The sequence below is a fragment of the uncultured Enorma sp. genome (assembly GCA_905210055.1).
Taxonomy (GTDB): Bacteria; Actinomycetota; Coriobacteriia; order Coriobacteriales; family Coriobacteriaceae; genus Enorma.
In genome coordinates this window covers 1-13,420 of sequence record CAJLVH010000036.1, presented here as the reverse complement: position 1 = coordinate 13,420, position 13,420 = coordinate 1, and the positions used below count along the sequence as shown (strand labels likewise).

Genomic DNA, 13,420 nt, shown 5'->3' with positions numbered 1-13,420 from the left:
CCACCTGCAGGCCGATGTCTTCGGAAACGATGCTCGAATCGGCGATCTCCGAGAGCAGCGACGTCGTCCACTTCCCACTCGACTCGTACGCAGCGGCGAGGCGCGCCGCCGTGGCCTCGGCGATATCGGTCATGTTCGTGCGCGTGTAGTCCATGAACGCGCCACTCCACACCACGGCGACCACGCCCGCGAGCACGAGCACGGTCATGATGGAGGTAAGCGCGAACGAGGCAGCCATGCGCGTGGCATAGCTCATCCCGGAGCGCGTATCGGAACGAGGCGTGTTCCAGCTTGCGCGGGAACTCGCCTCGTCGGATTGCTTATGCTTTGTACCGATCTCGACGCGGGCTGGCAGCATGGGGAATCGCGCTACTTCGCGTCTTGCGCGCTATCCTCTGCAGACTTCGCCGGCGCCTCGAAGCGATAGCCCACACCGTGCACGGTGAAGAGCCACTTGGGATGCTTGGGGTCGTCTCCGAGCTTCGCGCGGAGGTTCTTCACATGGGAGTCGATCGTGCGCTCGTAGCCTTCGAAATCGTAGCCGAGCACCTTCTCGACGAGCTCCATGCGGTTGTACACGCGACCGGGGTGACGCGCAAGCGTGGTGAGGAGCTTGAACTCGGAAGCGGTGAGGTCAACCTCTTTGCCCTCAACCAGAATTTTATGGCCGGAGATGTCGATGACCAGGTCGCCGAAGTCGAGCACCTCAATCTGGGGCTCGTCGGCGAGGTGCGTGCGGCGGAAGAGGGCACGCACGCGGGCGACGAGCTCGCGAGGGCTGAACGGCTTGATGAGGTAGTCGTCTGCACCGAGTTCGAGGCCGATGATGCGATCCTCGACCTCGCCCTTCGCCGTGAGCATGATGATCGGCACATCGGAGGTGTCGCGAATCGCGCGGCACACGCGCTCGCCCGAGAGCTTGGGGAGCATAAGGTCGAGCACGATGAGGTCGAACTGGTGCTTCTCGAACTCCTCGACCGCAGACTGGCCGTCGCCGACGCCCACGACCCAATAGCCCTCGCGCTCGAGATACGCTGCGACGGCGTCGCGAATCGCCTTCTCGTCCTCGACGAGCAGAATCCTTCTTGCATCCGAAGCCATGAGCAGGCCTCCTTCTCACTCTTCATCGAACCATCACATTGTAGCGTATATGGAGCTACACTGTGCGTAGACGACGCCCGCTGGCGGGCTTTAGTCGGTCGCCGGTGGCACCCTGCGCTTATTATCTCCATGTCACGCACATTCTTTCCGGAGGACGCCATGACATATTATATCCGCACTGCGACACCTGCCGATGCCCCCGCGGTCCTGGCGGTCTATGCGCCATTCGTCGAGCATACAAACGTGAGTTTCGAGATTTCCGTACCGAGCGTCGAGGAATACGAGGCGCGTATACGACAGAAGCTCGAGCATTCGACCTTTCTCGTCGCGGTCGACGAGGCATCCTCACGGGTAGTCGGCTTCGCCTACAACGGTTCGTTTAGGGAGCGCCCCGCATATGATTGGGCGTCCGAGATCTCGATCTACCTCGCGCCCGAACACCAAGGATGCGGGTTGGGTTCCGTACTGCTCGATGCGCTCGAGGAACTCATGCGTGCCCAAGGCGTCGTCATGAGCGAGGCATGCATCACGTCGAGCAACGAGGCATCCGTGGCGTTTCACGCGAAACATGGCTATGCGGTGTGCGGCGAGCACCACGCTTGTGGGTATAAGTTGGGCCGCTGGCTCGACGTGACGTGGATGGAGAAGCAGCTGGCCGAACTCCCCGCCCGCCCCGCGCCGCGCCGTCCTGCGAGTGCGGCGGAGACGGCGCGCATCCTCGCCGCGGCAAACGCCCGCCTGCATAAGAAGTGATACTTGGCAACGGCATCGAAGGCAACCGAGTAGCGCATCCGCATCTGTAATAGATGAGGCTGCACACCATACCCCTCAAGCATCAAACGCGCACGTTCATCAGATTGCGCCACCGCGACAGATTACAACTGGAACACGCGCGCCTGCACGCCCTCGGGAACGCCGGAGGCGCTGCGCACCGTAGCGAAGGTGAGCACCTGGCTCGAAAGACCCTCGGTAGCCGGGAAGTCGCCGTATTGGATCGAACGATCGGGCGAATAGAGGGCACCATAGGTCTGCGCCTCGGTATCGATGATGAGGTGCGACGACTGCGACTTGACGAGGTACGTGCTGCCGTTTCCCGTGATCTGCGACAACGGCTCGCGGCGCACATAGGTGAACGGTCCGCCGGCGACGCCGAAGTACGAGCCCATGTTGCCGAGGTTGCCCGCGCCGTCGTAGGATGCCTCGACCGAAAACGCGAACGTCCCGTTGAGGTACTCTGCATCGAGCGGGGAGACGCGACTCGGCATCACGAGCTGATCCACCTGGTCGAATTCCTCCGTGGTAAGGTCGAGCGCCGTAAGGCCGTAGTACACGCCCTCGTCCTCGTGGACGCGGGGGGTGATGGTGAGCAGGTTTTCCGAGACACGCGGCGTCGTCGCGAACCTACCGTGCGATTCCCAGATGTCCACGCCCTCATCGGAGCCGAGCGTCCAGATGTAGCAATGCGAAGACTCACCGGACTTCGAGCCCGTCGAAAGCGGCATCTTCTGCCAGACGATGCTGTCTTGCCATGCTGTGATGCGCGGCGGCTCCCAATCGGCGTCGCCTTCATCGAGTTTCACCGGCGAGCCCGTGAGCGTGCCATTCGAAAGTCCCTGGCCGAAGAGCACCCAAGAGCGGTCTATGTAGTTGATCTCGATCCACGCCATCACCGTATCCGAGCACCGAACATCGAAATACGTGTACGTCGTGCCCTGCGTTGGCTCCTCTTTCACGGTGGAGAGGTTTCCGCTTGCAAGGCTCAACACGCCGAGCGTATTGATGTGCGACACGGACTCCGGCGTGAGCATCGCCGCCGCCCAGGTGCAGCCGCCGCCATGGAAGAGCACCGTGCCGAGGGGAAGCAGCCAAGCCGCGCTCGAGGCAAGCGTGCTATCCGTGTACTCGTAATCGCCGTCGAGCACGTTGACCATGAGCGAGCTGTCGGTCACCACCTGCGGCTCTCCGGTAGAGGGACGGTTGTCCGAAGAGCACGAGGTGAGTGAAATCGCCGCCATGCCGGCGCCTGCCGCAGCGATGGACCCGATCGTGAACGAGCGGCGCGAGATGTTGCGATCAAAGATCATGCGCTACGCCTTCGCCTGCTCCTGCGCCGCATCGAGGGCGCAGCACAGCTGGTCGGCGCAGGACGTCTTACGCGGACCACAGGTGTTGCCGCGCAGGATCTGCGTGACCTCGCTCACAGGATGCCCGGCGACGAGCTTGCTCACCGCTTTGAGGTTGCCGTTGCAGCCACCGGTGAACGCGACGCTCTCGATGATCTCGCCCGTGTCGTCGAGTTCGACATGGATGTTCTTCGAGCACACGCCGCGCGGCGTAAAGTCGATTGAAACCATGGAAATCCTTTCCACCTTGCAAACCCGGGTTGAACATGACCCTTCGATGACTCATTCAAGCCGGGTTTCAATGGGTCGTCTTGAGATGGGTTGGCTGAGAGCGCACTCGTTCCAACCAACCCATCGGTAATCGCCTATTCGAAGCTCAGCTGCTCGAGGCGATCGAACACCACGCCAGCGCGCGTGAGGAAGGCACGCGGGTCGAAGATCTTGTCCAGCTCGTCGGCAGACACGGTGCAACGCGGATCCGCCTCGAGCTTCTCGCGGAACGTGGTGCCGCCCGCGCACTGCTGCACCTCGCGCCACGTGGCCATGGCGTTCTCCTGCACGATGGCGTAGGCCTCCTCGCGCGTGATGCCGGTCTCGACGAGGGCGAGGAGCACCTTGGAGGAGTAGATGAGCCCGCGCGTCTTGTTGAGGTTGGCGAGCATCTGCGCCGGGTAGAGGATGAGCCCGTCCACGATGCGCGTGAGGCACTGGAACATGTGGTCGAGCGCGATGAAGCTGTCGGCCTGCGCCACGCGCTCGGCGGAGGAGTGCGAGATGTCGCGCTCGTGCCAGAGCGCCACGTTGTCGAAGGCGACCTGCGCGTTGGCCTTCACCACGCGCGAGAGGCCGCAGACCTTTTCCACGGTGATGGGGTTGCGCTTGTGCGGCATGGCGGAGCTGCCCTTTTGCCCCTTGCGGAACGGCTCCTCGGCCTCGAGGGTATCGGTCTTCTGGAGGTTGCGGATCTCCGTGGCAATGCGCTCGCACGTGGCGGCGACGGTAGCGAGCACACCGGCGAGGTAGGCGTGGTGGTCGCGGGAGATGACCTGCGTGGACAGCGGGTCGTGCACGAGGCCCAGGTTCTCGCAGACGTACTCCTCGACGAACGGGTCGATGGAGGAGTAGGTGCCCACCGCGCCGGAGATGGCGCCGAAGGCCACGTTCGCGCGGGCATCCTTGAGGCGGTCGTAATCGCGCTTGAGCTCCCACGCCCAGCTGCCGAACTTCATGCCGAAGGTCATGGGCTCGGCATGGATACCGTGGGTGCGCCCCACGCAGAGGGTGTCGCGCTCCTCGAAGGCGCGGCGGAGGCAGATCTCGCCGAGTTTGCGGCAATCCTCGATGAGGATGTCCGTGGCCTGGACGAGCTGATAGCAGAGGGCGGTGTCGCCGAGGTCGGAGGACGTCATGCCGAAGTGAACCCAGCGCGACGGCTTGGGCTCGCCCTCGGGAACCTCGCGGTCGATGTACTCGCCCATGTTGGTGAGAAAGGCGATGACGTCGTGGTTGGTCACGGCCTCGATGGCGTCGACCTCGTCCTTGTTGAAATCCGCGTGCTCGCGGATCCACGCGGCCTCTTCCTTCGTGATGCCGATCTTGTCCATCTCGGCGTGCGCCTCGCAAGCCAGCACCTCGATCTCCTGCCAGATGCGGTACTTGTTCTCGAGCGAGAAGATATGACCCATCTCGGGACGGGTGTAGCGATCAATCATGCGGTGCTCCTTTTGCTCTGGGCGCGCGGGCGCGGCGCGCCGTGCTCGTTCACCTCAGATTCTACCGCAGGCCACGCGCGTGCAGACATTTCACGCAAAGTATGGATGAGGGGCGCGCCGTGACGGCGGCCGCGACGGAGCCTGATGGGGATCGGATGGATCGGCGGTGAAAAAGAAAAAGAAAAACGGGGCGGCCGAAGCCGCCCCGTCGCTCTCCTTCGCGCGTGCGCACCGGTGCAAGCGAGCGCTACCTCATGCGGCGGCGCATCGCGCCCCCGCGGCCGCGATCACCGCGGTCACAAGCGGAACCATGTCGCCGGTACTCGTGAGCGTCTCATCTGCGGGAGGCTGGGGCTCCTCTTCGCCGGAGATGGAGGGGGCGTCCTTGCTCCACTTGGCATACAGCGTGATGTCCCCGGTCACCGGCGCGCTGAAATCATACGGGGTGGTGAGGCTCGCGTCGGCGTACCATCCCTCGAACGTCCAGCCCGCGCAAACCGGCTCGGCGGGCCGTGCAACGGTTGTGCCGTTCTCGACCTTGACGACCGTATTCGCCGTCGTGGGGAGGCAGTCGTCAAAAGTCACCGTGTGCGTGACGGTCTTGACCGTGGAGCCGTTCTCGCCAGCAAAGCTGGAAGCGGCGTCCTTGTCGGCAAACACCCAGGTGTTTCCCTGCCTGTCAACGACGGTGTGCGCGCCGCCGTTTTCAAGGGCCTCGTCCGTGGAGGGGAAGATGTCGTAGGGCGTCTCGCCGCCGTTCACGGCCACCGCAGCGTCGGGCGCGAGGTAGTCTCCGACCGCACGGTCGCTGAACGATCCGCCGGAGACGAAGCCCTTGTCGTCCGCGTCCTTGAAGTTATCCGAGCGCAGGGCGCCCACGAACTCGCCGCCGGTGATGGACATCTCGATCTTATCGATGGACGCCTGATCGTTGCCCATGACGTTGTGCTGGATGAAGGCCGTGTTGGCCTCGATGGTGCCGCCGTTAACGGTCACCTTCACGGGCAGCTTGGTGGAGTGCTGCGCAACGATGATGCCGCCGCCGTCCACGGAGTTGCTGCCGCCGATTTGGTCCTTGCGATAGACGATGGTCTTGCTGGTATCGCCCTTGATGGTGCCGCCGTTGACGGTGAGCTCGCCGGCACGGATCTCAACGCCGCTGCAACCATCGAGCGTGCCGCCGTTGATAACGAGCTTGCCGTACTGCGGGTGGTAGATTGCCGGACCAGCCTCGCTCACGAGCGTGCCGCCGTTGATGGTGATGAGCGTGTTGTCCTTCGTGCCGTCGCCGTTACCGCTCACCGCGAAGGCATAGGCCTCGACGGTGGCGCCCTCGTTCACCGTGAGCTTGGAGGCGGTCGCCTCGTCGAAGGCGGCGCCGTGACCGTTGCCGTAGACGTTGATGCCGTAGATGTAGCCGGTGTTACCGGAGACGGGTGCGCTGTTGACGACCGCGCCGGCATTGAGCGTGAGCTCGGCGCCGTCCAGCACGCGCATGCCGTAGCCGTCTCCCGACTTCGGAACCTGAACCGTGAGGGTCGCGTCCTCCATGGTGAGCGCAGTGCCCTGGCCGGTAATCACGACGGCGAACGTGCGCGCAATCTGGCAGGTGTCGACGATGGTGCCGTTCTTGATGGTGCTCGTGCCACTCGTGAAGGTAAGGGCGGCGTCGTCCTGCTTCTCCTTGCCCGTAAGCGAGAGCGTGTGGCCGCCGAGGTCGAGCGTGATGCCCTTGTCGATTGTCAGCGGGTCGGTCGAGGTGTCCGCGAGCAGCGTCACCGTCTGGCCATCTTGAGCCGCAGCGACCGCCTCCTCGAAGGACTGGTAGCCCACACCGTTGACGGTGGCGACGTCCGGAAGCTCCACGACGACGCCGTGCTCGTCCTGCGTGACGCCCTCGACCAGGAACGCATCAACTCTGCTCGAGAACGTGCCACCGGAGATCTCGACCGTGCGCTCGTGATCGGTCTGCTCGCCTTCCTTCTGGTAGAAGCGCACCGCTAAGGCCTGATTGCTCTTGAAGTTGCCGCCCTGGATATCCACGACGATGGGGCGATCGTTGTAACCGCTCTCGACGTACAGGGCGTCGCCCGTGTCGTTGAAACCATCGCCGCCGATGGTGCCCGTGTAGTAGCCATCCGGAACCTTGTTCTTGCCGGTGCCGTGAATCATCGAGCCGTCCTTCACCACGAGGGTGCTGCCCTTGAGCACGATGCCCGTCGTGCCGGTGATCGAGCTGCCTTCGATGGTGAGCGTGCCTGACTTGGGCGGATAGTAGATGCCGAGCTCCTCCTCGCTGGAGAGAGCGCTGTTGCGAATCGTCACGTTGGAGTTCGACGTCATCCCCTGGACGGCGAGCGTCTGGGTGCGCGAGGACAGCGTGACGCCGTCGAGCGTGAGGTTGAGGTTGTTGCTCTTGGCGAAGGCGTACAGGCCGTCGCTGTAGTCGCCCTCAGCGTTGTTGGTGATCGTGCCGTTCTTGAGCGTCAGCGTCACGTCCGCGGCATCGATATGCACAGCCTCTTCTGCCGAAGCCGCATAGGTGAAGCCGGCCAAATCGACGGTGATGTTGACCTGCGGCTTTACAAACATCATCTGCTCCGCGTCGGTAACGTCCGCAAGCAGCTCGATCGTGGCAGGCGAACCCGGCTCGACCGAATCGATCGCGGCCTGGACCGTTTCATACGTCGTATCGCCAATCTGCGCCACGTCCTTCCCGGCCGCCCATACACTCTTCGGCGAGAAGCCGAACAGCGCGACGAGCAGCGCGGCGGCAAGTGCGATGACGGCGCGCTCCACCCGTTTCGTCATCATGGTGGTATCCCTTCTGTCTGTATCCGGCCGTCTGCCGGAATGCGTTGATGGGAAAATGGTATCACCCCCCCCCCGCGAAAACACAACGCCGTTCGCCGAAATAAACCCGTGTACGGCAGGGTGACCATGCCGTCCGGTTCGGTGTCGGGCGGCGGGAGCCGCTTCGGCATCCCAAGGGTTTTCGCCCCTTGCCCGGCGCAAACCGGCACGGTATACTGATTTGCGCGCTCACTGAGTACAGCGCGCACATACGCGGGCATCGCCAAGTGGTAAGGCATCAGCTTCCCAAGCTGACACTCGCGGGTTCGAGTCCCGTTGCCCGCTCCAGGACATGAAAACGGCACCATCGCTGGTGCCGTTTTTCTTATCACGCTCACATGTTCGCCGACGCGACGCGGCGGCCGCTACGCCTCGGCCATCTCGCGCTTGAGCTGCTCGACGACGGCTCGGTACTCGGACATCGTCGCGCCGAGGATCTGCGTCGCGTAGATCGCGGCGTTCTTCGCGCCGTTGATGGCCACGCACGCCACGGGCACGCCGGAGGGCATCTGCACCATGGAGAGCAGCGAGTCGAGCCCTCCGAGGTCGCTCGTCTTCATGGGCACGCCGATGACGGGCAGGGGCGTGAACGCGGCCACGACGCCACCCAGATGCGCTGCCTTCCCGGCGGCGGCGATGATCACGCGCAGACCGCGGTCGGCTGCGTTCTCCGCCCATTCGTGCACCTTGTCGGGCGTGCGGTGCGCGCTTGCGATCACGAGCTCATAGGGCACGCCGAGCGCTTCGAGTTCCGCCGTGCACGCCTCCATCGTGGGGAGATCGGACTTCGAACCCATGATGATGCCGACAAGGGGGGTCGCTTCCTGCTCTGCCATGATTCCTCCTCTGTAGCGGGTTTCAACACCCCTATACTAGCGTCGCGTCGATGCCGACTGCGCGTTATACCGTACGCCCTATGCAAAAATGACAACCGAAAGGTTAAGCACGGGCCTTTTGGGTAGTAATACTATCCGAATTAGGATAGACTCCAACGTCTACCATAGTAGCTGTACGTACATGCGGTGTAGAGGAGGTGCCATCGTGATACGCGCAGATATCGAGAGCATCATCATGGCATCGGGTCCCATCCCTTCCCTCATCGTGCTTCGCGAGCGGGCGACTTCGAGCAACCGGGAGACACCGTTGCGCTCGCTCTCGATTCAAACCGGCTCGGTCGAGGCGGCAGCGGTCAGCCGCGGCGTCGACGGCGTCACCACCCCGCGTCCCATCACCCACGACCTCTTCCTCGATACCCTCACGGCACTTGGCGCCAAGGTCGAACGCGTCGAGATCAGCCGGTATGATGCTCCCGTATTCTACGCGAAGATCACGTTCGTCCATGAAGAGGGCGATTCGATGCGCGAGGTGATGCTCGATGCGCGTCCGAGCGACGCCCTTGCACTCGCCGTCCGCGCGAACGCACCCATCTACATCGAGGATGACGTCATGAACCGCGTGGGCACCGTCCTGCTCCGCAACGACGAGCAACCCTCGCGCGACGAGGAGCTCGAGCAGTTCGACCAGTTCGTTCAGACGCTCTCACCCGACGATTTCTAGGCGCCCTCGGACGTGATAAGCTGGCATAAGATGTCACGTTATCACGTGGAGGGAGCATACCGTGCACGATATACAGCCGATTATCGACCGCGTCCGCGAGGTTCTCACAACCCATGAACTCGATCGCCCCGGTGCCTATGCTCGCTGGATTTGGCAGAACGAAGGGGCATCCCGTGAGCTCGGTATCAACGAGTACGGTTGCGCCGATGCGGCGAACATCCTTTATATGATTGGTGCGTTTCCTCAGAATCCCGAAGAGCGCGCTTCTTGGGTCGGCGTGCTGCAGGATTTCCAGGATTCTGCCACCGGTCTCTTCAACGAGGCGACGCACCACCCCTACCACACGACCGCGCACTGCATCGCTGCGTTGGAACTCTTCGACGCACGTCCGAAGTACGAACTCACAGAGCTTCACCGCTACCTCGATCGCGACGAGCTCTACACATTCCTCGACGGCCTTCATTGGGAGAACGACCCATGGATTGCCTCTCATCAGGGTGCCGGCATCTACGCCGCTCTCGTGCTCGCGGGAGAAGCGTCGCGAGAATGGCAGGACTGGTACTTTGCCTGGCTCTACGGTGAAGCGGATCCTCAAACGGGATTCTGGCGCAAGGGACATGTGATTCCCACTTGCCAGGGAGACTCGTTCTCTGGCGTGCTCGATGCACCCACGGTCTTCCCCCACCTTGCCGCGTCCTTCCACTACCTCTTCAACCATGAGTACGCGCACCGGCCGATGCACTACCCCGAGGCGGCGGTGAAGACGTGCCTTGATATCTATGAGAACCACCGGTGGCCGACGCTTGGACATGCGGTCACGTTCGCCGAAGTCGACTGGGCGTACACCTTGAACCGCGCGCAGCGCCAGGCGGGAACGCTCTTTATGGAGACGAAAGCCGCGCTCACCTCGTTCGCCGATGAGTACGTCCCGTACCTGCTCAATCTTGACCCGACAACGCACGAGAACTTCAACGACCTGCATACGCTCTTCGGTTGCGTCTGCGCACTCGCCGAGCTGCAGGCGGCGCTGCCGGGGTATCTCACAAGCGACAAGCCCCTCAAGCTCGTCCTCGATCGTCGTCCGTTCATCTAAGCGCGCTCGCGCGGCGGCGCCGGGTTCGTTGGGGACGGGTTCGTTTCAACCCATCGAGGTGAACTGCGAAACGTGAGCGCGTCGACCTTCTAATGGGTTGAAACGAACCCGTCCCCAACGAACCCAATAAATCAAAAAAGAGGGAGCCCGCGGGCTCCCTCTTTCGTTACGCGGTTGTCTTCACGTTACTCGTCCATGAGATCTTCGAGCGCCTCATCGGATGCGCCGATGTCCACGCGCTCATCCTCATCCGCCTGGGTAAGGTCGCCAAGCGGGAGCATACCCTGGTTCTCGTCAACGGCCGGCGCCTTCGGCTTCTTCTTTGCGCTCGTCATACGGGCGACGGCGGTCACGCGGTCATCATCGGCCACATTCATCATCTTCACGCCCTGCGTCGCGCGGCCGGTCTGCGAGATCTCACTCGTCTTCACGCGGATAACCGTGGCACCCTCGGTGATGATGAAGAGCTCGTGCTGCGGGCCCACCGTCTTCATGGCAGCGAGCTTGCCCTTGCGCGGCGTCATCTGAATGGTATAGACACCCTGGCCACCACGGTTCTGCAGCGGGTAATCTGCGACCGGCGTGCGCTTGCCGTAGCCGCGCTCGGTCACCACGAAGAGGTCGCCCTTACCATTCGAGATCTCCATGCCAAGCACGGAGGCGTCGGCTTTGAGCGTGATGCCGCGCACGCCGCTCGTATCGCGACCGGTTGCGCGCACCTGCTCCTCCTCGAACATGATCGCCTTGCCTGCGGTCGTCGCCATGATGATGCGGTCGCCCTCGCGCACACGGCGCACGTTGAGCAGGGCGTCACCCGCCTTGAGATTGATGGCGATGATACCGTCGCGGCGGCTACGGTCGTAGGCGCTCATGACGGTCTTCTTCACCATGCCGCTCTTCGTGGCGAAAAGCAGGTACTCATCATCGGGGAACTCTCGGCAGGAGATGACGCTCGCGATCTTCTCGCCCTCCTCGAAGGGCAAGAGGTTCACGATCGCGGTGCCGCGCGCCTGACGCGTGCCCACAGGCAGCTCGTGCACCTTCAAGCGATACACCTTGCCGCGATTCGTGAAGAAGAGCACGTACTCATGGGTGCTCGCGATGAACATCTCGGAGATGACATCATCCTCTTTGAGGTTCACGCCCGTGACGCCCTTGCCGCCGCGCTTCTGCGAGCGGTAGGCCGCCACCGGGATGCGCTTCACGTAGCCGGTATGGGTGATGGTCACGACCATGTCCTCGTCGGCGACGAGATCCTCGACGTCGAGGTCCTTCTCGGCCTGGGAGATCTCGGTGCGGCGCTTGTCGGCGTACTTCTTCGCGATCTCGCGCATCTCGTCCTTGATGACGCCCAGGATCTTCTCCTCGTGGGCGAGCAGGTCCTCGTAGTAGGCGATGGCGCGGCGGAGCCCCGCGAGCTCTTCCTCGATCTTGTCGCGCTCGAGGCCGGTGAGGCGACGGAGCTTCATCTCGAGGATGGCGTTCGTCTGCTCGGGTGTGAAGCCGAAGCGCTCGATGAGGCGACTCGAAGCCTCCGCATCCGTCTGCGAGGAGCGGATGATCTGGATGACCTCGTCGATATGGTCGAGCGCCAAGAGGTAGCCCTCGAGAATGTGCGCGCGGGCCTGGGCCTTCTTGAGATCGTAGCGCGTGCGGCGGGTGACGACGTCGACCTGGTGGTCGATATAGCAGCGCAGCATCTCGGTGAGCGAGAGGCATTTGGGCACGCCTCCCACGAGTGCGAGGTTGTTCACGCCGAACGTCGTTTGCAGCGAGGTGAACTTATACAGGTTGTTAAGGACGACCTGCGGGATGACGCCCTTCTTGAGCTCGATGACGAGGCGGATGCCCTTCTGCGTGGACTCGTCGCGCATATCGGCGATGCCCTCGATGCGCTTCTCGTTCACGAGCTGGGCGATCTTTTCCTGCAGGGTGCCCTTGTTCACCTGATAAGGAACCTCGGTGAACACCAGGCGGTTGCGGCCGGTCTTCGTGGACTCCACATGCGCCTTCGCGCGCACGGTGATGGAACCGCGGCCGGTCTCATAGGCCTGGCGGATGCCGTCGGAACCCATGATGACCGCGCCCGTGGGGAAGTCGGGGCCGGGCATGATCTGCATGAGCTCGTCGACCGTCGCCTCGGGGTGGTCGATGAGGTAGCAGGTGGCCTCGACGGCCTCGCCGAGGTTATGCGGCGGGATGTTCGTCGCCATGCCGACCGCGATGCCCGAGGAACCGTTCACGAGCAGGTTGGGGAAGCGCGCCGGCAACACCTGCGGCTCGGCGAGCGACTCGTCGTAGTTGGGCTGCCAGTCGACGGTGTCCTTCTGCAGATCGCGCAGGAGCTCCATGGCGGGGCGCGCAAGGCGGCTCTCGGTGTAGCGCATGGCCGCGGCGCCGTCGCCGTCGATGTTGCCGAAGTTACCATGGCCGTCGATGAGCGGCGTGCGCATGCTGAACCACTGGGCAAGGCGGACCATCGTGTCGTAGACCGCAGAGTCGCCGTGCGGGTGGTACTTGCCGATAACTTCGCCGACCGTCCACGCACTCTTCTTATGCGGGCGGTTGGGGTAGATGCCGCTCTCATTCATGGCGTAGAGGATGCGGCGGTGCACCGGCTTCAGGCCGTCGCGCACGTCCGGCAGGGCGCGGGCGGTGATGACCGACATCGAGTATTCGATGAAGCTCTGGCGCATCTCGCGGCCGAACTCAGAGATCTGGAGCTGCCCGCCGTTCACATCCTCGCCGGCAGCTTCGCCACGATCGACCTCGCCGAAGCTCTCCTCGAGTTCGCCTTCGTCCTCTTCCTCTTCATCTTCGCCTTCGTCCTCAACATAGACATCGGCGCCCTCATCATCGGCCTCGGCGCGAGCGAGCAAGCGCTTCAGATCCTCAGGCAAGCCCTCGTTGTTCATATCTTCAGCCACGTATTACCTCCTGGCGTTGCTGGGTGACTCATTTGGGGACGGGGTCGTTTTGAC

Annotated in this window: 10 protein-coding genes, 1 tRNA gene and 1 pseudogene; 4 read left to right on the top strand and 8 right to left on the bottom strand. The window is 63.0% G+C overall.

The window, feature by feature from the left end; all coding sequences use genetic code 11:
- Both QZ079_RS03995 and QZ079_RS03990 read right to left on the bottom strand, forming a co-directional pair.
- Nucleotides 1-358 (bottom strand): annotated as a pseudogene (locus tag QZ079_RS03995) (sensor histidine kinase); the annotation flags it as partial.
- Between the two features lie 11 nt (nucleotides 359-369).
- Nucleotides 370-1,101, bottom strand: a complete 732-nt coding sequence (locus QZ079_RS03990) for a response regulator transcription factor (protein ID WP_291289263.1) — start codon at nucleotides 1,099-1,101, stop codon at nucleotides 370-372.
- 129 nt (nucleotides 1,102-1,230) lie between these two features.
- Between QZ079_RS03990 and QZ079_RS03985 the strand changes: the two genes are divergently transcribed.
- Nucleotides 1,231-1,854 (top strand): N-acetyltransferase family protein, encoded by a 624-nt coding sequence (locus tag QZ079_RS03985; protein WP_366926426.1) that lies wholly within the window; start codon nucleotides 1,231-1,233, stop codon nucleotides 1,852-1,854.
- A gap of 122 nt (nucleotides 1,855-1,976) precedes the next feature.
- Here QZ079_RS03985 and QZ079_RS03980 read toward each other — a convergent pair whose 3' ends face one another.
- The 4 genes from QZ079_RS03980 to QZ079_RS03965 all read right to left on the bottom strand — a co-directional run bounded on the left by QZ079_RS03980 (nucleotide 1,977) and on the right by QZ079_RS03965 (nucleotide 7,750).
- Entirely contained in the window at nucleotides 1,977-3,185 is a 1,209-nt protein-coding gene (locus QZ079_RS03980; RefSeq protein ID WP_297035382.1) for a hypothetical protein, read from the bottom strand.
- Between the two features lie 3 nt (nucleotides 3,186-3,188).
- Entirely contained in the window at nucleotides 3,189-3,455 is a 267-nt protein-coding gene (locus QZ079_RS03975) for a TIGR03905 family TSCPD domain-containing protein (RefSeq protein WP_291289266.1), read from the bottom strand.
- A 134-nt stretch (nucleotides 3,456-3,589) separates the two neighbouring features.
- Complete coding sequence (gene purB / locus QZ079_RS03970; RefSeq protein WP_297035378.1) at nucleotides 3,590-4,936, bottom strand: adenylosuccinate lyase; 1,347 nt, start codon at nucleotides 4,934-4,936, stop codon at nucleotides 3,590-3,592.
- 252 nt (nucleotides 4,937-5,188) lie between these two features.
- Nucleotides 5,189-7,750: an InlB B-repeat-containing protein gene (locus QZ079_RS03965; RefSeq protein WP_297035376.1), complete on the bottom strand. Its 2,562-nt coding sequence runs from the start codon at nucleotides 7,748-7,750 to the stop codon at nucleotides 5,189-5,191.
- A gap of 252 nt (nucleotides 7,751-8,002) precedes the next feature.
- Between QZ079_RS03965 and QZ079_RS03960 the strand changes: the two genes are divergently transcribed.
- Nucleotides 8,003-8,077 (top strand) — tRNA-Gly (locus QZ079_RS03960).
- Between the two features lie 77 nt (nucleotides 8,078-8,154).
- Here QZ079_RS03960 and purE read toward each other — a convergent pair.
- The gene (purE, locus tag QZ079_RS03955) at nucleotides 8,155-8,625 is read right to left on the bottom strand and encodes a 5-(carboxyamino)imidazole ribonucleotide mutase (RefSeq protein WP_297035373.1); all 471 of its coding nucleotides are present in this window, start codon (nucleotides 8,623-8,625) and stop codon (nucleotides 8,155-8,157) included.
- Between the two features lie 205 nt (nucleotides 8,626-8,830).
- On the opposite strand from purE, the gene QZ079_RS03950 reads away from it, so the two are divergent.
- Both QZ079_RS03950 and QZ079_RS03945 read left to right on the top strand, forming a co-directional pair.
- On the top strand, nucleotides 8,831-9,346 hold the full coding sequence (locus tag QZ079_RS03950; protein WP_291289269.1) for a bifunctional nuclease family protein: 516 nt from the start codon (nucleotides 8,831-8,833) through the stop codon (nucleotides 9,344-9,346).
- 61 nt (nucleotides 9,347-9,407) lie between these two features.
- The gene (locus QZ079_RS03945; protein ID WP_297035368.1) at nucleotides 9,408-10,439 is read left to right on the top strand and encodes a hypothetical protein; all 1,032 of its coding nucleotides are present in this window, start codon (nucleotides 9,408-9,410) and stop codon (nucleotides 10,437-10,439) included.
- A gap of 185 nt (nucleotides 10,440-10,624) precedes the next feature.
- Here QZ079_RS03945 and gyrA read toward each other — a convergent pair whose 3' ends face one another.
- Nucleotides 10,625-13,354: a DNA gyrase subunit A gene (gene gyrA / locus QZ079_RS03940; protein WP_297035388.1), complete on the bottom strand. Its 2,730-nt coding sequence runs from the start codon at nucleotides 13,352-13,354 to the stop codon at nucleotides 10,625-10,627.
- Between the last annotated feature and the right edge of the window lie 66 nt (nucleotides 13,355-13,420).